The organism is Paenochrobactrum sp. BZR 201-1 (genome assembly GCF_044987585.2).
GTDB lineage: Bacteria > Pseudomonadota > Alphaproteobacteria > Rhizobiales > Rhizobiaceae > Paenochrobactrum > Paenochrobactrum pullorum.
Window position 1 is genome coordinate 159,784 of record NZ_JBJDRZ020000005.1, and the last position, 20,798, is coordinate 180,581.

Consider the following 20,798-nt stretch of genomic DNA (forward strand, 5'->3'; position numbering starts at 1 on the left):
TCCGATTTTTAAGTCAATTATGCAAATGCCGCCCGAGGGCGGCTTTTTAGTTTCATCAGCGTATTGAAACGTTGATTTCACCTTGGTTTCGGAGTGCCTTATGGCCTCCGGGATTGAATTTATATTAGAACGTTAGAGGCTTATGGAGGCCTGACTGGCATGACCGACGCAACCGTACACCCGCTTTACGAAACCTATAATCGTGCGGCTCTGCGTTTTGAGCGAGGAGAGGGCATTTGGCTGATTACCGATAAAGGTGAGCGCTACCTCGATTTTGCTGCCGGTATTGCTGTCAATGCACTCGGCCACAACCACCCGCATCTGGTGACAGCTTTGAAAGATCAGGCTGATAAATTGTGGCATGTGTCTAATATTTATGAAGTGCCGGGGCAGGAAAAACTGGCCAAACGACTGACGGATAATACATTTGCCGAGCGTATTTTCTTCACCAACAGTGGTGCGGAAGCGCTCGAATGCGCGATTAAAACCGCGCGTCGTTATCACTATGTCAATGGTCAGCCGGAACGCTACCGCATCATCACTTTTGAAGGTGCTTTCCACGGCCGTACCTTGGCAACGATTGCTGCCACCGGTCAGGAAAAATATCTGGAAGGGTTTGGCCCTAAAGTCGATGGCTTTGATCAGGTGCCATTTGGTGACGAGAAAGCTTTGAAAGCTGCGATTACCAATGAAACCGCCGGTATTTTGCTGGAGCCTGTACAGGGCGAGGGCGGCCTGCGTCCGTTCCCGGACGAAACATTGCGTGCCATTCGCAAGCTTTGCGATGATAATGGCATACTGTTGATTATGGATGAGGTGCAGAGCGGTGTCGGTCGTACCGGCCGTATGTTTGCCCATGAATGGGCAGGTATCACTCCTGACATTATGGCCATTGCCAAGGGCATCGGCGGCGGTTTCCCGCTTGGTGCATGTCTGGCAACTGCTGAAGCCTCGAAGGGTATGACTGCCGGCACCCATGGCACCACCTATGGCGGCAATCCGCTGGCCATGGCTGTGGGCAATGCGGTGCTTGATGTGATGCTCGATGAAGATTTTCTGCCGCATGTCCAGAAAATCGCCCTCATTCTGAAACAGGGCTTTGCCTCAATGATCGACCGGTTTCCGAATATTGTTTCGGAAGTGCGTGGTCGCGGACTTCTGATCGGTCTCAAATGCGTGGTGCCGAACACAATGCTGCTTCAGGCTGTGCGTGATGAAAATATGCTGGCGGTTACTGCCGGCGATAATGTGCTGCGTCTTTTGCCGCCATTAGTGACCACAGAAGACGAAGCGCGTGAAGCATTGAAGCGTTTAGAAACGGCAGTGGAACGTTTATCTGTCGCAAACCCAGTAAAGACGGCATAAAATCATGATCAGCAAAAACGGCGTAAAACATTTTACAGACTTGGCAGATATCAGCTCTGCTGAATTGCGTATGATCATGGATGATGCGAAGCTGTTGAAGGCGCGCACCAAAGCTGGCGAAATCAACAAGAGCTTGTCCGGTAAAGTGCTGGCGATGATTTTTGAAAAACCATCGACCAGAACGCGCGTGTCTTTTGATGTGGGTATGCGCCAGTTAGGCGGCGAAACCTTGATGCTGACCGGCTCGGAAATGCAGCTTGGCCGCAGTGAAACCATTGCCGATACTGCCAAGGTTCTTTCGCGTTTTGTTGATGCCATCATGATCCGCACCACATCGCATGATCGCATGCTGGAATTGGCAGAACATGCGACAGTTCCGGTCATCAATGCACTGACTGATGATACGCATCCTTGTCAGATCATGGCCGACATCCTAACTTATGAAGAACATCGCGGCTCCATTGAGGGTAAAACTTTTGCCTGGATGGGCGATGGCAACAATGTTCTTCACTCGCTTGTTGAAGGGGCGGCACGTTTCAATTTCAACGTGAATATTGCCACCCCTGAAGGCAGCGAGCCAAAGCAACAATATCTGGACTGGGCTTTGCAAAATGGTGCGAAGATCATGTCTACAACCGACGCTCACAAAGCAGCAGCAGGCGCTGATTGTATTGTCACCGATACATGGGTTTCCATGGGACAGGAAGATAATGCACGCGGCAATAATGTCTTCATGCCTTATCAGGTCAATTCTTATCTGATGGAAAAGGCTGACCCGCAGGCATTGTTCATGCATTGTCTGCCGGCACACCGCGGCGAAGAAGTAACCGACGAGGTGATCGACGGGCCGCAATCTGTCGTTTTTGATGAAGCGGAAAATCGACTTCACGCACAAAAAGCCATTTTGGCTTGGTGCCTGAAGGGAGAGTAAAACAAATATGGCTAATGATACATTTGAACCGGATATGACCTATGCCGGTGACGATGCCGTGGTGCCTTTTCAGGTGGAAGGGTTGGATATCCGCGGCCGCGCAATCCAGATGGGTGGCGCACTTGATCAAATTCTGTCGCGCCACGACTATCCGGAAGTGGTTGCGCGTCTTCTGGCAGAAACCGTCATCTTGACGGTTCTGCTTGGCACAACCTTGAAATTTCAAGGCAAGTTCATCCTGCAAACGCAGTCAGACGGGCCTGTCGATATGCTGGTGGTGGATTTCCAGACGCCGGATGCCGTTCGTGCTTATGCCCGTTTTGATGAAGAACGTCTGAATGCATCGATTGAGGCTGGTAAAACCCAGCCCGAAGATCTGCTCGGACGTGGTACATTAGGGCTGACCATCGATCAGGGTGCCCATATGCAGCGTTATCAGGGGCTGGTGGCTCTTGATGGCTCAACACTGGAAGAGATTGCGCGCAATTACTTCTTGCAATCGGAACAAATTCCGACCGATATCCGCATTAGCGTGGCACAATTGATGGAACGCGACAGTGACGGCACCTTGCGTCAAGGATGGCGTGCCGGTGGCTTGATGATCCAGTTTCTGCCGCAATCGGGAATTGCTCCAAGACAGCGCGATCTGCCGGGTGGCGATGCGCCTGTTGATGCGGCAGCCGTTCAGGTGGATGCAGAAGATGAATGGCAGGAAGCGCGTGCGCTTGTTGGCACTATCGAAAGCTCCGAACTGACCGATCCGCAAGTGGCCGTTGAACGCCTGCTTTACCGGCTGTTCCACGAACGTGGCGTGCGCGTTTATGAACCGGCACGGGTAGTGGCAAAATGCTCTTGCTCGCGCGAGAAGATCGAAGGTGTCTTGTCCGGTTTTTCTGCAGAAGAAATTCAGGAAAGTACCGAAGATGGTCAGATTACTGTCAATTGCGAATTTTGCTCGACCAATTATGTGTTCGATCCGGCTGAATTTGCCAAATAAGATTTGGCATTGATTAATTAAAAAAAGCGGGTTTTCAGATGAAAGCCCGCTTTTTTATTGGGATTAGTTAAGTGTCCGCCGGTTGTTGGGCATATCCAGCGAAAAAGCCGGAACATTGACTTCAAAAGCCTCGCCATCCGCACTCTGCATTTGATAACTGCCGATCATCATGCCGGAATTGGTTTTGAGCGGGCATCCGGATGAATATTGGTAACTGTCACCCGGTTCAATCACCGGCTGTTCGCCGACCACTCCGGGGCCGTGCACTTCTTCTACTTTGCCTGCACCGTCAGTGATCTTCCAATAGCGTGAGCGTAAACAGACCGTTGCTGTTGAATGATTGGCAATCGTGACCCGATAACCCCAAAAATAGCGGCCTTCATCCGGCTCGGATTGCTCCTCGAGATAAAAAGGCTCAACCGTTATTTCGATATTGCGGGTGGTTGCACGATACATGGTTTCAACTCTTATCACTTCGTCAAAATACCGGCACATTGATTATTCAAATCAATGTGCCGCTAAAGCATGTCTCCCAAAAGTGGGCACCGGTTTTGGGATAAAGACATGCGTAAAAACAAAACGCTAGAGCGAGCACAGTGGATACGATTAAGTGCGACACGCTCTAGAGATAGTCATGACATAAATTGACGCAGAAGACAGCTTATTTAATGGCCTTCAATGCTTCTGCAACGTCTTCCAAGAGATCATCCGTATCTTCCAAACCAACCGAGAGACGCAGCAAGCCTTCACTGATATTCTGCTCAAGGCGAGCTTCATCGGTCAGGTTCTTATGGGTGGTAGTGGCCGGATGGGTAATCAGGCTTTTTGCATCGCCTAAATTGTTGGAAATACGGATGATTTCCAGTGCATTTTCAAATTCAAACGCCGCCTTTCTGCCGCCTTTCAATTCCAATGCAATCATGGTTGAACCGCCGCTCATTTGGCGGGCAATAATATCAGCCTGCGGGTGATCAGGGCGTCCCGGATAAATCACTTTGCTCACCGCACTTTGTTCGGCCAAGAAGTCAGCCAAAGCGCGTGCTGATTGTGCTTGTTGCTTGACGCGTACCGGCATGGTTTCAAGGCTTTTCAGCATAATCCATGAATTGAACGGGCTGAGGCCCGGGCCGGTATGACGGAAATATTCCTGAAATTCGTTTTCAATCCATTCGCGATCCGACAAGACAAGGCCGCCAAGACAACGTCCCTGACCATCAATATGCTTGGTTGCCGAATAGACAACAATATGCGCACCAAGCTGCAATGGTTTTTGGAACAATGGTGTGGCAAACACATTGTCGACGATGAGTTTCGCACCGACCGAATTGGCGATCTCGGCAACTTTTTCTATGTCGATGACTTCCAATGTCGGGTTGGAAGGACTTTCCAAAAACATCACTTTGGTGTTTGGGCGCGTGGCAGCCTGCCAGTTTTCAAGCTTCGAACCATCGATGATGGAAATTTCCACGCCATAACGCGGCAACAATGTTTCGACGATATAGTTACATGAACCAAATACCGCGCGCGCTGAAATGACGTGATCACCCGCTTTGACCTGACACAAAATAGCGGCGGCGACGGCTGCCATGCCGGAAGCGGTGGCACGGGCTTCTTCCGCACCTTCCAAAGCGCACATACGCTGTTCAAACATGCTGGTCGTCGGGTTGGCATAACGGGAATAAATAAAACCCGGATCTTCGCCATTAAAGCGGGCAACTGCGGCTTCGGCATTTTCATAAACGAAGCCTTGCGTCAGAAACAGTGCTTCCGAGGTTTCGCCAAATGGCGAACGCTGCGTGCCGGCATGAACAAGCTGTGTGGCGGGGCGAAAATTGCGTTTTGGTTTATCAGTCATTTTCCAACCTATATAATGAAGAGGTTCGTCTTGGTTATCGAAGGGAAGCGAACCTGCAGGGTATTAAATGCGTAACTTTAAGCCGTTTCTTCGATCTTTTTCGGGCCGATCATTTCCAGATCATAAGTGGTGGTCTGGTAAATTTCGTTGATCCAATTGCCGAATAATAAATGGGCATGGCTGCGCCAACGGTTTTGTGGTGTCAGTGTCGGGTCATTTTGCGGGAAGTAGTTTTGAGGCAAATCGATCTGGTTGCCAGCCTCGATATCGCGGAAATATTCCTCGGCCAGTGAGGTGGAGTCATATTCAACATGGTTGAAAATATAAAGGCGGTTGCCTTCTTTTTCGCGCAACAGACAGACACCGGTTTCATCGGATTCCATCAGAATTTCCAGCTCCGGCACCTGACGGATATCTTGGCCGCGGATTTCTGTCCAGCGCGAGACAGGAATTTGGAAGTCATCGGAAAAGCCGTTGAGATAAACGGAAGCCGGTTGCAGATTGCGATGACGGTAAACCCCGAAAGCTTTCTTTGCCAATTCATATTTTGGCACGCGGTGGAAATGCCAGACAGCAGCCATTGCACCCCAGCAAATATTGAAGGTTGAGTGGACATTGGTTTTTGTCCATTCAAAAATCTGCTCCATCTCGTCCCAATAGGTTACATCCTGATAATCAAGCGTTTCCACTGGTGCACCGGTGATAATGAAGCCGTCAAACTTGCGGTGCTTGATCTCTTCCCATGTATTGTAGAAGGACAACAAATGTTCTTCGGAGGTGTTTTTAGCGCGGTGCCCGCCAATACGCACAAGGGTCAGTTCCACCTGCAAAGGGGTGGCACCAATGAGACGGGCAATTTGCACTTCGGTGCGGATTTTGTTTGGCATGAGGTTGAGCAGGCCGATTTGCAAAGGGCGAATGTCCTGACGTGTGGCTTGGGTCTCGCTCATTACGCGCACACCTTCACTGACAAGGGTCGCAAATGCTGGAAGTGTGTCAGGGATCTTAATTGGCATATTCAACTCTCTTCTCTGGTACCGGTGCAGCTTTTAAAAAAAATCGCAACAAAGTACCCGGAAGGAGGTCAACCGCGGCCCTTTTTAGCGATTTATTTTACGTGGCTGCAAGCCGGCCGGCCAAATCACCACGGTAGAAATTTATTTAGACCTGCATATCAAGTTGTGTCAACAAGCAAGGTCTTAATTTCTATTATCTCCTTTTCTGAGGAAAAGAAAGCGTAATTTACCATATGAGCAACTCAAGGTGCGCTGGCCTGTTGTTCAAACGCTTCAGATGTCGTATCGAGTTGGAACTATTTATTGTTCTTCGTCTAGGTGTCAGGGATTTTTGGTAATGACAAATGAGCAGCTCGGAATATTGGCGGATGCAGATATCGCGGCGCTCTTTGAGGCCGGTGCATTAAAATCTGCCCGTCCGCTCGATGATGATCAAATTCAGCCGGCCAGCCTTGATTTGCGCCTTGGCACCAAAGCTTACCGCGTGCGCGCATCTTTTATGCCGGGTCGCGATACACCGGTAATCGACAAGCTGGAACGCCTGAAGCTGCACGAGATCGACCTGACATCGGGCGCAGTGTTGGAAACCGGTTGCGTTTACATCGTGCCTCTGCTTGAAAGTGTGCATCTGCCGCAAGAATTGTCCGCTGCTGCCAATCCGAAAAGCTCAACCGGCCGCCTTGATATTTTCACCCGCGTAATTGTCGATGGTGCGCAGGAATTTGACAAGGTGCCAGCTGGTTATCAAGGGCCGCTTTATCTGGAAGTCAGCCCGCGTACATTCCCGATTGTGGCACGTACCGGCTCCAGACTGTCGCAAATCCGTTTCCGTCAGGGGCGTTCGCAGCTTGATGAAGCAGAATTGGCCGTGTTGCATGAACGCGAAACTTTGGTTGCGTCCGAGACACCGAATATTTCCGGTGGCGGTATCGCGCTTTCAATTGATCTGTCGGGTGATGATAAAGGCCTGATCGGTTATCGCGGCAAGCATCACACATCGGTTGTCGATGTCGATCAGCGCAATGCCCATGATCTTTATGATTACTGGGAGCCGATCTATGATCGAGGCGCGCGGGAACTGGTGCTTGATCCGGACGAGTTTTATATTCTGGTTTCACGCGAAGCTGTGCATGTGCCGCCGGATTATGCTGCTGAAATGACGCCCTTTGATCCGCTCGTCGGCGAATTCCGCGTCCATTACGCCGGTTTCTTTGATCCGGGCTTTGGCCACACTGCTGCTGGCGGAACGGGCAGCCGTGCAGTGTTGGAAGTGCGCAGCCATGAAGTGCCGTTCATTTTGGAACATGGCCAGATCATCGGTCGTTTGATTTATGAAAAAATGTTGCATCGCCCCAGTGCGCTTTATGGTGCCGAGCGCGGCTCGCATTATCAGGCTCAGCGCCTGAAACTGTCGAAACATTTCCGTTAAGACGGGCATTAAAATTAAGCCGGAGATGGTAAAATACTCCGGCTTTATTTATTTTTATCAGCGGCGTTTCATATTGAGCGGATCATTGGATTTGGCCGCACTATAGCTCATGACAACGCGGATGGTTCGGGAGCGCACCCGGGTCTCATTGGCGCATTCCTGAATGGCTTCCAGTGCACTGATGGCAAAAAGTTGGCCTGCTTTGCGCACGGGGCGATATTCGATAGTCGCTATATCGACGAGCTTGCCGTCGCGGTCATATTTGACTTCAAAAACAGCAGTTGCGGTCTGATAATCAATAGTATCAGGCAAAGTCCAGCATTGGCTGGCCATTTCCGCCACCACTTCGCTGTCGGTTGCAGCTTGTGCTGCCTGACCGGAGATGCCTGCCAACAAGATCAGAAGTAAGCCGATTTTTCTCATAAATCTGGTATAGGTGCTATCAGATTTTTTTCAACCTTTATGGCTATAAAATGTGTTTAATCACTCGACAGCAATCGCGCCTCACATGAAAAAATGGCGACAGGTAAGATAGACCACGCAAAGCAAGATGGTGATAACGACTAAAATATCAGTGGCGAGCAGCACGTCGCTTGGCATAGTTTTATCCCTCTTTGTCATGATGCTGGTGCTAATGATAAAGACTTCATAAAAATCAGACAGGCACGAGTTTCATGAACTTCAGCGCATTTGCGCAGATTTTTTCTAAGCCAAGGTGCAATCGTCGAAAATGATTTACATGCGGGTTCCAACAGCTTCTGCGAGTGCCCAACTTGCACTTGAGCTGAAGAATGTTTACTTGAGGAAAGCACTATTCCAGCAGCAGGAGCATCAAACCATGTCCGATAAAGTTAATCGTTTTCTCGGTGACACCCCCGGTCGTGTGTTAGTGAAGCTGATTGTGGTGTCACTGGTTGTTGGTTTTGTGATGAACGCGTTCCATTGGTCGCCCTATGATCTTTTATGGGCGGTGCGTGATTTCTTCTTGCGCTTGTGGAATATGGGCTTTGCAGCTTTGGGCAATTTTGCCGATTATTTTCTGCTGGGTGCTGCCGTGGTTATTCCGGTCTTTATTATCTTGCGCCTTCTCAATTATCGTCGTTAATAACGCATCTCCGCCATAATAAATGCAGATTGTCTGCATAAAAACCGGCTGATTTTAAATTTGACGATTGAGTGATTGGTATGAAAAGTGAGCTTGTGACGCGCCGTAACTGTTTGCAAATATTGGCTGGCGGAGCAGGTGTATTCGTATGGCCAAGCCTGCTGAATACAAGCTTGGCACAAGCGGCCAGCGATCCAACAGAGCTTTTCAATTCCATCCGTCGTCAAAATGGTTTGTCGCAGATGGCAACTGATCCGAAGCTTGAGCAGGCTGCGCTTTATCAGGCCAAAAGAATGGCCAGCCATGGTAAAATCGGCCACAGCATTGGTTGGGGCAATGGTTTTGTTGCACGTTTGAAACAAGCCGGTATCCGTGGCCCTGCGGCTGAAAATGTCGCCTCCGGTCAAAAAGATACCGATGCCGTTTTCAAAGCATGGATGAACTCGGCAGGGCACCGTAAGAATATGCTAGATCCGGTGTTTGACCGCTATGGGCTCGCATGGGCGACACCGGAAAATAAGCCGCATTACATCTACTGGGCAATGATGCTGGGTGTGGCTCAAATATTATAAATCAATGGCGGACATTTAATCCGGCATATGATACCCGTTCAAGCCTATCAAGCTGTTCGATTAGGCAGGGATGGGTTTTGCCGCCCAGACATCTGTTTCACGATCGCGGAAAGCGGAAATATTTTCGACACCTTCGGTTTTAACCACTTGGCTTAAACCTTTGATGATTTCGGCAGGCAGACCGGGACCTTTATAAACCATTCCGGTATAAAGCTGCACCAGATCGGCACCGGCCTTGATTTTGGACAAGGCTTTGGTGGTGTTGTCGACGCCACCAACCCCAATAAGCGGCATGTCTTTGCCTACACGCTGGCGTATTTTGGCAAGCACAATGGTGGAGCGCTCAAAAACCGGTGTGCCGGAAAGTCCGCCGGTTTCAGCGGTATTTTCTTTCGAGGTCAAACCGGTGCGTGACAAGGTGGTATTGGAAACAATCAAACCATCAAGTTTTTGTTCCAAAGCTTCTTGTGCGATATCATCAAGTTCTTCTTCGCTCAGATCAGGTGCGATTTTGAGGAAAACCGGACGTTTCAACGTGCATTTCTGGCATTCGTCGTCGCGTGCTTCCAACACACGCTGCAACAACTCACGCAAGCTTTCGCGGCTTTGTAAGTTGCGCAATCCCGGTGTGTTGGGGGACGAAATATTGACGGTAAAATAACGTGCTATCGAATGGAAACGTTTAATGCCTGCCACATAATCGGCAATGCGGTCTTCTGCATCTTTATTGGCGCCGATATTGACACCGATAATGCCGGTGCTGCCACGCTCTGCCAAACGTTTATAGGCGGCATCATGGCCTTCATTGTTAAAACCCAAACGGTTGATGACAGCTTCATCTTCCACAAGGCGGAAAACGCGTGGTTTGGGATTACCGCTTTGCGGGCGAGGGGTGAGAGTGCCAACTTCGGTAAAGCCAAAGCCAAGTTTCAGCAAGTTATCGGGCACTTCGGCATTCTTGTCATAGCCGGCTGCCATGCCGATCGGATTTGGAAAACAAACCCCGGCAATTTTCTGGCGCAATGCCGGATCTTCCGGAAAACTACCGCCGACAAGGCCGGTTTTGAGGCCTGTAATGGATAAACCATGCGCTTGTTCGGCATCAAGCGCAAAAAGGGCGCGGCGGCCAAAGCTCTCAAATAAACGCGGCATGAATTACAGCTCCGGAAAAAGATGAACACCGTCTTCGCCTACTGGCAAAGCTACGACAGAATGGACAAATTGCAAATCAAGGCTAGCATAGAGATGCGGGAATAATGCGCCGCCGCGCGAAACTTCATATTTGAGCTGGTCGCCGAGCTTGACGCTATCAACCAAGACGAGCAATAAATCATTTTGGCTGGCAAAATGTTTGGCAGCGGTAGCCTTCACCTGATCGGCTGTCGAGAAATGGATATAGCCATCTGCAAGATCAACCGGTGCTCCGGTGAAGATGCCGCTTTGTTCCGCCTCTTGCCACATTTTTTGTGGTACAATTTTATAAATGATTTTTGAGCCCATTCTTGTTCTCTAAAGCATTTGCCTTTGAAATTGAACTGTTTTTAATCACTTCATTTTACATGTAGCGAACTGCTTTAGAACGAAAACTATAAAAAGGCAAAGTTAAACCCTGTCGAGCATAGCTCCCCTGCACATGACACATAGCTTGCACGTCATGATGAGATATATGTTTTGACAGCGCGCCCAAGCATTTAACCGGTGGCGCGCCGCCTTTTTATTCTCAAGAGAATTTACGTGTTGCTGCTACCAATTCGTGAATGATGCCTTTTTCAGAGGAGGCGTGACCACTGTCTTCCACGATATGCAGCTCGGCCTGCGGCCACATTTTTTTCAATTGCCATGCATTGATAAAGGGCGTGCACATATCATAGCGGCCATGAATAATGGCAGCCTTGATATGGCGAATGGTTTCAATATGGCGCAACAAGTGGTCATCAGTTTTGAAAAAGGCTTTATTTTTAAAATAATGACATTCAATACGGGCAAAAGCGATGGCATAGCTGTCTTCGCCAAATTCCTCCACGCGGATGGGGTCAGGCAATAGTGAAATGACTGATGCTTCCCAACGTGCCCAGCGACGGGCCGCTTCAATCTGCACTTGCGGATCGCGGTCGGTCAGGCGTTTATAATAGGCACCAACCATATCGTGGCGCTCGCTTTGGGGAATATGCTCTTGATAATCTTCAAAATGATCAGGGAAAATGATGCTGGCACCATTGGAATAGAGCCAGTCGATTTCAAATTGTCGCGCCATGAAAATGCCGCGCAAAATCAGTTCGCTGACATGATCGGGATGAGTTTGCGCATAAGCAAGCGATAAAGTTGAACCCCACGAGCCGCCAAAAACCTGCCATTTGTCGATATTCAGATAGGCGCGGATTTTCTCGATGTCTGCGACCAGATCCCAAGTGGTGTTTTCGCGTAATTCTGCATGGGGTATGGAACGGCCGCAACCGCGTTGGTCAAACAAGATGATGCGGTATTTTTCCGGATCATGAAAACGGCGCATCGTAGGTGTGCAACCTCCACCTGGGCCTCCATGCAGCAAAATGACAGGTTTTCCATCCGGATTGCCGCATTGTTCCAGATAGATGCGGTGCAGGGAAGAGACCTGCAACATGTCCTGACTAAAGGGCTGGATTTCCGGATAAAGCTGGTTCTGCGTCATGGATTGCCTTCTCGGGTTTTAAGAATCTCGAAGTTTTTGATGAAAAAACCATTGTGATGCTGAATGAATAATAAGGCCAGACAGCGGCATACCGACAGCGAAAAATATACTATATGGCGTGTTGTGATGTGTATTATAATGAATGACTTGAAAAAAATGCTGAAAAATACTTTAATAAGCTCATGTTAAGTGGGGAAGGGGTTCTCGTATCAGGCAAAAATGTTTGAAATCAGCTTCGCATTGAGGTGCCTATAAAGTCGTGTGGACAGTTGTTGCTGTTTAATGCTTGTCACCTGCGGGCTTTGATATGCCAAACGCTATGATTTGAATATGTGCCAGCAAGTTTATGGCCGTGATTCCTGGTCAAAAAACAGCTAATCATGGAATGATGGTACTGCATTAACCAGCTGTCACGACGGCAAATCCTATGCTGAACCCATCGAAAACCAAGAGTAATGACTGCGAATGCACTTAAAATTTATTATTGCTGATGATCATCCACTGTTTCGTGGCGCATTGAGGCAGGTCTTAGAAGCCGTTTCCGCTAAAGTGAGCATCACTGAGGTGGGAGATTTTGAATCCGTTGTTCAAATTGTAAAAGATCAGGACGATCTTGATCTGTTGTTGTTGGATTTGACTATGCCGGGCGGCACCGGCTTGGCGGGGTTGATTGCAATGAAAGCGCTGCAACCGGCACTGCCTGTCATTATTGTGTCCGGTACGGATGATAGCGCCACGATCTCAAGAGCGCTTGAACTTGGCGCTTCCGGTTTTATTCCAAAATCCACCAGCATGGATGGTATCGGCGAAGCGGTGCAAGCTGTTTTGAATGGTGATATTTGGGTGCCGGAAGACGTGGAAATCACCGCCGAATCAGATGACGAAACGCGTGACTTATTGCAACGTATCCGTACTCTGACACCGCAGCAAATGCGGGTGTTGACCATGTTGGGCGAAGGGCTCTTGAATAAGCAGATTGCTTATGAATTGTCGGTTTCGGAGGCAACTGTTAAGGCGCATGTATCGGCCGTTTTACAAAAGCTCAATGTTGACAGCCGCACACAAGCCGTGATTGTTTTGTCTAAAATCGGCGCGGAAAGTTTGCGTTCTTAAAATATTGCGGTCTTATCGCGGTGCATATTTGGAAAGCAGGCTGCGTAAGGCGGCTGGTTTGAGCGGTTTGTTTAAAATAATGACCTGCTTTTCATCCGCCTCGGCCCGCACTTCCGGTGAGCGGTCAGCGGTCAATAAAATTGCCGGAATGAACGGGCAGTTCATATGTTTGGCAAAATATTTTCTGGCATAATCAATAATTTCCAAACCGTTACCTTGCTCCAGATGATAGTCGGCCACGATTATATGCGGCGGTTTTTTTGAATGATGGCAGTAGAAAATCAGATCGCTATGGTTGCGGATACTTTCGATATGGCAGCCCCAATTGCCAAGCAGCGCTTGCATGCCGCCTAAAATTTTCGCGTCATTATCAAGACAGAGCACCCGCATATTCTGTAATGAATTGAGTGCATTGACTGGCTGCGTCACTTGCTGTTGATCCGGTTCAATTGTCTCGTTGCATAAAGTAAGCGAGATAGTGAAAACTGTGCCCCGTCCAACGATGGATGATAGGCTGATCGGCAGAGCAAGCACTTGGCCGATCCGGTCCACGATGGAAAGGCCGAGCCCCAAGCCTTCGGCCACGCGCGCACCTTCATCAAGGCGGGTAAATTCTTGAAAAACGGCAGCCAGTTTATCCGGTGCAATCCCGATACCGCTATCAAGCACCTGCAAATCAACATGAGTGCCGCGCCGGCGCACACCGAATATAATCTTGCCGGTATGGCTGTATTTGATCGAGTTGGAAATCAGGTTTTGTAGTAAACGGCGCAACATGTTTCGGTCGGTTTTAATGGTGACACTGCTTGGGATAACCCGCAATTGCAGACCGCGATTTTTGGCCAGAGGCGCAAAGTCCTTGGCCACTTGTGTCATCAGCGCATCCAGCCGGAAAACGGATGGCTCCGGTTTTAAGGTTCCCGTATCAAGCCGTGAAATATCCAGCACCAACCCCAAAATCGCCTCCACCGATTCGAGCGAAGAATTAATATTCTCGGCAAATTCGCTATATTCGGTGTGGATGAGTTTTTCACTCAGCAGCGTACTGTAAAGGCGCGCCGCATTGAGTGGCTGCAAAATATCATGGCCGACCGCTGCCAAAAACCGTGTTTTACCCAAGTTAGCCTGCTCAGCCAGAGCACGGGCATGGGCAAGCTCCTGATTGACGGAAGTCAATTCAGCCGTGCGGTCGGCAACGCGTTGCTCCAGAATTTCATTAGCGCGCTGGCGGATGGTTTCGGCCTCGACACTATCGGTGACATCGGTGTAGGAGGCAACCAATCCACCATCTGGCATCGGGTTGGAACGGATTTCCAAGGTTCTTCTGGTTGAACGGATCTGAAAGCGCCAGACCTGATTGGCGCGTCCGAAGGAGCGGATGATAGCGGCACGTTCACTGACGGGAATATCGCCACGCTGGTCAAGATACTCCAAAATGGTGGAAATAGGAAAACCGACTTGGATTACCTCATCGGGAAGGCTTAACAGCTGGCGGAATTGGCGGTTCCAGCAGGTGATGCGCAAATCTTTGTCAAGAACGGTTACCCCTTGCGGCATTTGATCAAGCGCAATTTGCAGCAAATCGCGGTTTTGCTGCAACGCTTCAGAGGCATTATCCAGCAATTGCCGCGCACCGCGTGCCGAACCATCTTTGCGATGCAAAAGAAGTGATAAAATAAGTCGTGCAGAAGAAGAACCAACCGCGGTGCCCAGCAACTGTTCGGCATAACGTAACAGGTTGATATCGATGGTTTTATGAGCCGATAAATGTTCCTGATGTTTGTCTTCATAATGCATCAATGCCCGTTCAACGCGTTCAGCACCCAAATAACTGGCAATAGTGCTTCGCAATTCTGCAACCGTTACTTCAGTGCGGAAACGGCGCAAAGTCGGCATGGTGATGACGTGGCGCGGTAAAAAAATGCTGGCCTGAATGCGCTCGACCGGCGATGCGGCGCGTGACAAAGAACCTGCAATAAAGAAAAATGTATTGATCGCAAGGCTCCAGATCACACCATGGGTAAGCGGCAAGGCATCAATGCCGAGCAAAGCATCAGGACGAAGCCAAGAAATGCCGAATGGCCCATCGATGAGCAGTGCGGCATTATCTGGCGCAATGGTTGGGATCAGCAATGTGTAAGCCCAGACGAGAAAACCGCTGGTAAGGCCGAGCAGGGCACCGCGTCCGTTGGCATTGCGCCACCATAAACCGCCGATCAGTGCGGGCGCAAATTGAGCAATAGCTGCAAAGGAAATGAAGCCGATGGCGGCCAGATGCGCATTATCGGACGTCGCGCGGTAATAAGCAAAAGACAGCCCCAGAATAATAATAATGGTCAGACGGCGGGTAATCAGAATAACTTGCGTGAGATCGTGTTTTTTTTTGTGTTCTTTGCGTATAAAATATTTGATCAGCAACGGTAAAACCAAATGATTGGAAATCATGATGGAAAGAGCCACACAAGCCACAATGACCATGGCGGTTGCTGCCGATAAGCCGCCAATAAAAGCTACAATTGCCATCATGTCGGCATTGACTAAAAGCGGCAAGGCCAGCACGTAAAGATCGGCATTGACATTCGAGCCGAGCTTCATCACTCCGATCAGCGCAATCGGCAAAACAAATATATTGATCAAAATCAGATAGAGGGGAAACATCCAGCGTGCGGTGTGCAGTTCTTTGTCACTTCGGCATTCCACAACAGTGACATGGAATTGACGCGGCAACATGATGACGGCGCAAGCACTGAGAAGAGTATGCACAATCCATGTGGAGGCTAATGTTTTATGCTCCAAAGTCCCCAGTGCTTCGGGTGAGTGGTAAATTTGATCAAGCAAAGCTTCGGGTGAGCCGAACAAAAAGAAAGTGCAGGCCAATCCCACCAGCAAAAAAGCGCTCAGTTTGATCAGACTCTCAACCGCGACTGCCAAAATCAGGCCATCTTGATGTTCCGTTGCATCGGTGTGTCTGGTGCCGAAAAGAATGGCGAAAAGCGCAAGAACCGCTGCGACCGCCAGGGAAATATCCCCAAAAATAAACACGGATGGGTCAAATTCCGGATTATAATTGCTGACGATCATATCGACGCTGCCGGAAACCGCTTTTAATTGCAGTGAAATATAAGGAATGGAGCCGACAGCTGCGATGAGCGTTGCAAGAGATGCCACGCTGAAGCTTTTGCCATATCGTGCTGCAAGAAAATCAGCGATGGAGGTGACATGTTCGGACTTCGCCAGCCTAACAATATGGCGTAAAAAGCGGTTGCCGAAAACAAAAACCAATACAGGGCCGATATAAATGCCTAAAAATTCCAGTCCGCTGTTTGCTGCCATGCCGACAGAACCAAAAAATGTCCATGACGTGCAATAGACGGCCAGACTGAGGGAATAAATATAAGGGCGGGGCTTACTGCTTTTTTTAGTAGAGCGTTTGTCGCCTATGCTGGCAATAGCAAAAAGCAATAACAGATATAAAAATGCGAGACCAATGACTGCCCAGCCTTGCATGTTTTACCCCTTTAAATCCCTTCATATGATGCCTGTGATAAGCTATTTAAGTTGGATGTGAAAGCGAAGAGATTGGCGTTTTATGCAAACGACGTTAACCTTCGCGGCGATAAACAGTTTAAAAAGTTGTTTTTTAGTGGTTAAAAATATCTACTGATATAAATGTGCGCAGTTTTAAGTATTGTGGCAGGGCTAATCTGCCTTAACGGAGAAAAATGATGCTGAAAGAGTTTAAGGAATTTGCTCTCAGGGGTAATATGGTCGATCTGGCGATTGGTGTCATCATCGGCGGTGCATTTGGTGGATTGGTAAACTCTATTGTCAATGACATTATCATGCCTATCATCGGCTTGATCACCGGCGGTATTGATTTCTCCAATATGTATGTACAGCTGGCTGGCGCCCCTCAACCAACCTTGGCGGCCGCCCGTGAAGCTGGTGCGACCATTGCATATGGTAACTTCGTCACGCTTCTCATTAATTTCCTCATTATCGCATGGGTTCTGTTCTTGGTCGTCAAGGGCATGAACAAGATGAAAAAGACGGAAGAAGAAGTGCCGGCTGCAGAGGAAGTGGCCCCGCGTGAAGAAGTTTTGCTTGAAGAGATTCGCGATCTTTTGGCAAAGAAATAAGCCAAGCTTGTTTGGTAACTTTTTTTGTCAGCCTCAAATGGTTGAAATAAGCAAAAAAAGACAAGGATTGAATGAAAAAGCCCTGAAATTTTCAGGGCTTTTTCATATCCGTAATAATAAAGAAATTATCCGTCAGTATCGGCTTGCGACATTGATCGCAGAGGATTAGTTTCAAAAATAATTCGTCTTTCGGTGCTATAAAGAGTATTTTTTGATGACAACGACATCTATGTTTACACATATCCCGCATCCGTCTCCCAAAACGGTGGAAGAACGCGCTGCGGCGATGCAGAATCCGGGTTTTGGTAAAGTATTCACCGATCACATGGTGGTGATGACCTGGACCGAAGAAAAAGGCTGGCATAAAGGCGAAGTAAAAGCCCGCGCACCTTTTGCAATTGATCCGGCTGCATCTGTTTTACATTATGCGCAGGAAATTTTTGAGGGTATGAAAGCATACCGCAGCAAAGATGGCGTTGTATTATTCCGTCCTGACCAGAATGCCAGCCGCATGGCGCTTTCTGCTGAGCGTATGGCAATGCCTGCTGTTCCGGAAGATTTATTTATTCAAGCGGTTGAGGAACTTGTTCGCGCAGATGCAGACTGGGTACCAGAAGGGGACGGCAGCCTTTATTTGCGTCCGTTTATGTTTGCGAGCGAAAACTTCCTCGGCGTGCGCCCGTCACTTGAATATATTTTCTGCGTGATTGCTTCACCGGTTGGTGCTTATTTCAAGGGCGGCTATCAGGCTGTTACCGTTTGGACATCAGAAAACTATACTCGTGCAGCACCAGGCGGCACCGGTGCTGCCAAATGCGGCGGCAACTATGCGTCCAGCTTGGTTGCGCAAGCAGAGGCCACTAAAAACGGTTGCGATCAAGTTGTGTTCCTTGATGCTGTCGAGCATCGCTGGATTGAAGAACTTGGCGGTATGAATGTCTGTTTCGTCATGGATGACAACACGGTGGTGACCCCTCCACTTGGTGGCACGATCCTGCCGGGCATTACCCGTAACTCCATTCTTACATTGGCGAAAGAAGCCGGTATGAAAGTGGAAGAGCGCCTGTATTCCTTTGAAGAATGGAAGAATGACGCAAAGAGCGGCAAACTGCGTGAAACATTTGCTTGCGGCACCGCGGCTGTTGTTGCCGGTATTGGCACAGTTCGTTATCGCGGTGGTGAATTTGCCATTGGTAACAGCGGCGACGGCGAAGTGACTGCAAAATTGCGTGCGCAACTCGTTGGCATTCAGCGTGGTGAAATTGAAGACAGCCATGGCTGGGTTCGCACTGTCAGCCTTTAATCAAAAGCTTGTGCGTTAGAAATAACGGGGTGGTCGTGATCGATCGCCTCATTTTTTATTGTTTGGATGATTACAGATACAAAAAAGCCCCGCTCTCACTGGAGGCGGGGCTTTTCAAACTCTTTGAGGCGTCTCAATTAGCCGCCGGCTTTGGAAACCATCAGCGGCACAACACGGTCGGATTGGGCAACAACAGGTGCGCTATTGTCGGCAAATGGAATACCTAAGTGATTCCAAACTTCGGTCAGCGCGTCTTTCAACGTGTCGATCAATGTATCATCATGGAACGGGGTCGGCGTGATGCGCAGACGCTCCGTGCCGCGCGGAACGGTCGGGTAGTTGATCGGCTGAATATAGATATTATGCACATCCAGCAGACGATCAGTTGCCTGTTTGCAAAGCTCAGGATTGCCTACCAAAATCGGTACGATATGGGTTTCGGACGGCATGACAGGAAAACCGGCTGCTGCTAACACATCCTTGGCACGTTGTGCCTGACGCTGCTGCATATCACGCTCGACTTGCGACGCCTTCAAATGGCGGATTGATGCTGTTGCAGCTGCCGCAACAGAAGGCGGCAAGGACGTGGTGAAGATGAAGCCGGGAGCATAGGAGCGTACAGCATCAATGATTGCTTGCGAACCGGTGATATAGCCACCAAGTGCACCAAAAGCTTTTGCCAGTGTGCCTTCAATAATATCGATGCGATGGGCGAGATTATCGCGGTCGGTAATACCGCCGCCACGCGCGCCATACATACCGACAGCATGGACTTCATCAATATAAGTCATGGCGTTGTATTTGTCGGCCAGATCAGCGATCTGCTCGATTGGCGCAACGTCACCATCCATCGAATAGACAGATTCAAAAACAATCAGCTTGGCGCGATGCGGATCGGCAGCTTTGAGCAATTGTTCCAGATGTTCAACATCATTGTGACGGAAAATCTTCTTGTCACAACCGGACTTGCGCACGCCTTCGATCATCGAAGCGTGGTTAAGCTCATCCGAAAGGATCAGACAATCAGGCAATAAACGGGCGATGGTGGAAATGGATGCTTCATTGGATACAAAGCCGGAAGTGAAGACCAAACCGGCTTCTTTGCCATGCAAGTCTGCCAGTTCATTTTCCAATTCAACCAAAGGATGGTTGTTGCCTGAAATATTACGCGTACCGCCTGCGCCGGTACCCACTTTACTGGCTGTGTCGCACATGGCTTTGATTACGTCGGGATGATGACCCATGCCGAGATAGTCATTGGAACACCAGATCGTGATTTCACGTGCATTTGCTTCATTTCGCCAAAGCGCGCGCGGAAATTTGCCGACAATACGTTCCATATCAGCAAAAACACGATAACGCTTCTCAGCATGCAACTGATCAATCGCTTCCTGGAAAAAACGGCGATAATCCATCATGCGCTCCTTAATTCTTCGCTTTTAATTAGCGCGTTTGAAGCGCAGCGTCCATTGTGACATCTTGGTCAATTTGCCACGGGTAAAGGCATAAACGCATTGATTTCGATCAAAATCACTGCGTTTTGATTTTATCCGGACTAGTTCATTAGTTTTATCTAATAAATTTGAAATTACTTGCGTCGTTGTAACAAGGTTTTGAACAAAAATAGTGGTAATATATCATTGCGGCGTATGTAAATGCGGGGAATACCGAACGGATCGTCTTGGGACATCGCACGGCGGCGCACTGTTGTGGTGGCGCTTTCATAGCCTGCTTCTTCCGCAATCTTGCGGTGAGTCGCATTATTGTCACCATAAGGATAGGCAAAACTTGGCACTGCAGCGCCCAAAATATCTTCCAGAATGGTCTTGCTGTCGGTGATCTGACGGCGTGCTTCATCTTCAGAGCATTGTGACAGGCGTGCGTGGTCTAAAGTATGTGCACCGACTTCATGACCAAGAGCCGCCCATTTGCGGATTTGCTCTTTGGTCATACAAGCGACATATGGCGCGCCCGATTTCTGATCCCATTCATTGCTGCCGCCGGTTTGGTTGGCAACAAAATAATTAGTGGCGGTAAAGCCAAATTCGGCCAATGCGGGAGCGGCATTTTCCAAGACATTCACGAAGCCGTCATCAAAAGTGATGATCACCACTTTACCGGTTTTTTCACCGCGAATATAGGGCATGCCTTCATGCATGGAGATCCCCCGATAACCGAGCTTTTTTAGCCATTTCATCTGGCTATAGAAGGATTTTGGGTCCACAATCAGACTGCGTCCGGACATTTTGCGTCGCGGCAATTGGCCAATCTGATGGTACAATAAAATAGGAACAGACACGAAATC

Annotated in this window: 19 protein-coding genes and 1 riboswitch; of the genes, 9 read left to right on the forward strand and 10 right to left on the reverse strand. The window is 49.0% G+C overall.

The annotated features are described in order from the left end of the window. Positions 1-159 precede the first annotated feature (159 nt). Genes ACI0FR_RS03460 through ACI0FR_RS03470 form a run of 3 tightly spaced genes read left to right on the forward strand, consistent with a single transcriptional unit; the run spans position 160 to position 3,293 of the window. Positions 160-1,365, forward strand: a complete 1,206-nt coding sequence (locus tag ACI0FR_RS03460; RefSeq protein ID WP_374829389.1) for an aspartate aminotransferase family protein — start codon at positions 160-162, stop codon at positions 1,363-1,365. A 4-nt stretch (positions 1,366-1,369) separates the two neighbouring features. Continuing rightward, on the forward strand, positions 1,370-2,296 hold the full coding sequence (gene argF / locus ACI0FR_RS03465; RefSeq protein WP_374829391.1) for an ornithine carbamoyltransferase: 927 nt from the start codon (positions 1,370-1,372) through the stop codon (positions 2,294-2,296). Positions 2,297-2,303: 7 nt separating this feature from the next. Beyond that, entirely contained in the window at positions 2,304-3,293 is a 990-nt protein-coding gene (locus ACI0FR_RS03470; RefSeq protein ID WP_374829393.1) for an Hsp33 family molecular chaperone, read from the forward strand. A 63-nt stretch (positions 3,294-3,356) separates the two neighbouring features. On the opposite strand, the gene apaG is transcribed toward ACI0FR_RS03470, so the two are convergent. From apaG to metA, 3 genes are all read right to left on the reverse strand, one after another. Next, positions 3,357-3,749: a Co2+/Mg2+ efflux protein ApaG gene (gene apaG, locus ACI0FR_RS03475; RefSeq protein WP_374829395.1), complete on the reverse strand. Its 393-nt coding sequence runs from the start codon at positions 3,747-3,749 to the stop codon at positions 3,357-3,359. Positions 3,750-3,954: 205 nt separating this feature from the next. Continuing rightward, the gene (locus ACI0FR_RS03480; protein WP_404906560.1) at positions 3,955-5,148 is read right to left on the reverse strand and encodes an O-succinylhomoserine sulfhydrylase; all 1,194 of its coding nucleotides are present in this window, start codon (positions 5,146-5,148) and stop codon (positions 3,955-3,957) included. 77 nt (positions 5,149-5,225) lie between these two features. Beyond that, positions 5,226-6,164 (reverse strand): homoserine O-acetyltransferase MetA, encoded by a 939-nt coding sequence (metA, locus tag ACI0FR_RS03485; RefSeq protein ID WP_374829399.1) that lies wholly within the window; start codon positions 6,162-6,164, stop codon positions 5,226-5,228. Between the two features lie 62 nt (positions 6,165-6,226). Then, positions 6,227-6,306: riboswitch (SAM riboswitch) on the reverse strand. A 195-nt stretch (positions 6,307-6,501) separates the two neighbouring features. On the opposite strand from metA, the gene ACI0FR_RS03490 reads away from it, so the two are divergent. Continuing rightward, on the forward strand, positions 6,502-7,593 hold the full coding sequence (locus tag ACI0FR_RS03490) for a 2'-deoxycytidine 5'-triphosphate deaminase (protein WP_404906559.1): 1,092 nt from the start codon (positions 6,502-6,504) through the stop codon (positions 7,591-7,593). Positions 7,594-7,650: 57 nt separating this feature from the next. On the opposite strand, the gene ACI0FR_RS03495 is transcribed toward ACI0FR_RS03490, so the two are convergent. Further along, positions 7,651-8,016 carry a hypothetical protein gene (locus tag ACI0FR_RS03495; protein WP_374829403.1) on the reverse strand — a complete coding sequence of 122 codons (366 nt, stop codon included), beginning with the start codon at positions 8,014-8,016 and terminating at the stop codon, positions 7,651-7,653. A gap of 415 nt (positions 8,017-8,431) precedes the next feature. On the opposite strand from ACI0FR_RS03495, the gene ACI0FR_RS03500 reads away from it, so the two are divergent. Together ACI0FR_RS03500 and ACI0FR_RS03505 are read left to right on the forward strand one after the other, a co-directional pair. After that, a complete protein-coding gene (locus ACI0FR_RS03500; RefSeq protein WP_374829405.1) occupies positions 8,432-8,698 on the forward strand; it encodes a DUF6460 domain-containing protein in 267 nt (88 codons plus the stop codon). 80 nt (positions 8,699-8,778) lie between these two features. Continuing rightward, positions 8,779-9,270, forward strand: a complete 492-nt coding sequence (locus ACI0FR_RS03505; RefSeq protein ID WP_404906558.1) for a CAP domain-containing protein — start codon at positions 8,779-8,781, stop codon at positions 9,268-9,270. Positions 9,271-9,330: 60 nt separating this feature from the next. Here ACI0FR_RS03505 and ACI0FR_RS03510 read toward each other — a convergent pair whose 3' ends face one another. The 3 genes from ACI0FR_RS03510 to pip form a co-directional block, all read right to left on the reverse strand. Beyond that, positions 9,331-10,422, reverse strand: a complete 1,092-nt coding sequence (locus tag ACI0FR_RS03510; protein ID WP_404906556.1) for a quinone-dependent dihydroorotate dehydrogenase — start codon at positions 10,420-10,422, stop codon at positions 9,331-9,333. 3 nt (positions 10,423-10,425) lie between these two features. Next, complete coding sequence (locus tag ACI0FR_RS03515; protein WP_404906555.1) at positions 10,426-10,770, reverse strand: DUF952 domain-containing protein; 345 nt, start codon at positions 10,768-10,770, stop codon at positions 10,426-10,428. A gap of 220 nt (positions 10,771-10,990) precedes the next feature. Continuing rightward, a complete protein-coding gene (gene pip / locus ACI0FR_RS03520) occupies positions 10,991-11,938 on the reverse strand; it encodes a prolyl aminopeptidase (RefSeq protein WP_374829413.1) in 948 nt (315 codons plus the stop codon). A gap of 465 nt (positions 11,939-12,403) precedes the next feature. Here pip and ACI0FR_RS03525 point away from each other — a divergent pair, with 465 nt between their 5' ends. Next, on the forward strand, positions 12,404-13,051 hold the full coding sequence (locus ACI0FR_RS03525; RefSeq protein ID WP_404906553.1) for a response regulator: 648 nt from the start codon (positions 12,404-12,406) through the stop codon (positions 13,049-13,051). A 12-nt stretch (positions 13,052-13,063) separates the two neighbouring features. On the opposite strand, the gene ACI0FR_RS03530 is transcribed toward ACI0FR_RS03525, so the two are convergent. Continuing rightward, the gene (locus ACI0FR_RS03530; protein WP_404906552.1) at positions 13,064-16,558 is read right to left on the reverse strand and encodes a hybrid sensor histidine kinase/response regulator; all 3,495 of its coding nucleotides are present in this window, start codon (positions 16,556-16,558) and stop codon (positions 13,064-13,066) included. Between the two features lie 218 nt (positions 16,559-16,776). On the opposite strand from ACI0FR_RS03530, the gene mscL reads away from it, so the two are divergent. Both mscL and ACI0FR_RS03540 read left to right on the forward strand, forming a co-directional pair. Continuing rightward, the gene (gene mscL / locus ACI0FR_RS03535; protein ID WP_374829419.1) at positions 16,777-17,190 is read left to right on the forward strand and encodes a large conductance mechanosensitive channel protein MscL; all 414 of its coding nucleotides are present in this window, start codon (positions 16,777-16,779) and stop codon (positions 17,188-17,190) included. Positions 17,191-17,404: 214 nt separating this feature from the next. Continuing rightward, entirely contained in the window at positions 17,405-18,493 is a 1,089-nt protein-coding gene (locus ACI0FR_RS03540; RefSeq protein ID WP_404906551.1) for a branched-chain amino acid aminotransferase, read from the forward strand. Between the two features lie 137 nt (positions 18,494-18,630). Here ACI0FR_RS03540 and hemA read toward each other — a convergent pair whose 3' ends face one another. Further along, positions 18,631-19,908 carry a 5-aminolevulinate synthase gene (gene hemA / locus ACI0FR_RS03545; protein WP_404906550.1) on the reverse strand — a complete coding sequence of 426 codons (1,278 nt, stop codon included), beginning with the start codon at positions 19,906-19,908 and terminating at the stop codon, positions 18,631-18,633. A 173-nt stretch (positions 19,909-20,081) separates the two neighbouring features. Continuing rightward, on the reverse strand, positions 20,082-20,792 hold the full coding sequence (locus ACI0FR_RS03550; RefSeq protein ID WP_404906549.1) for a polysaccharide deacetylase family protein: 711 nt from the start codon (positions 20,790-20,792) through the stop codon (positions 20,082-20,084). Positions 20,793-20,798: the final 6 nt, after the last annotated feature.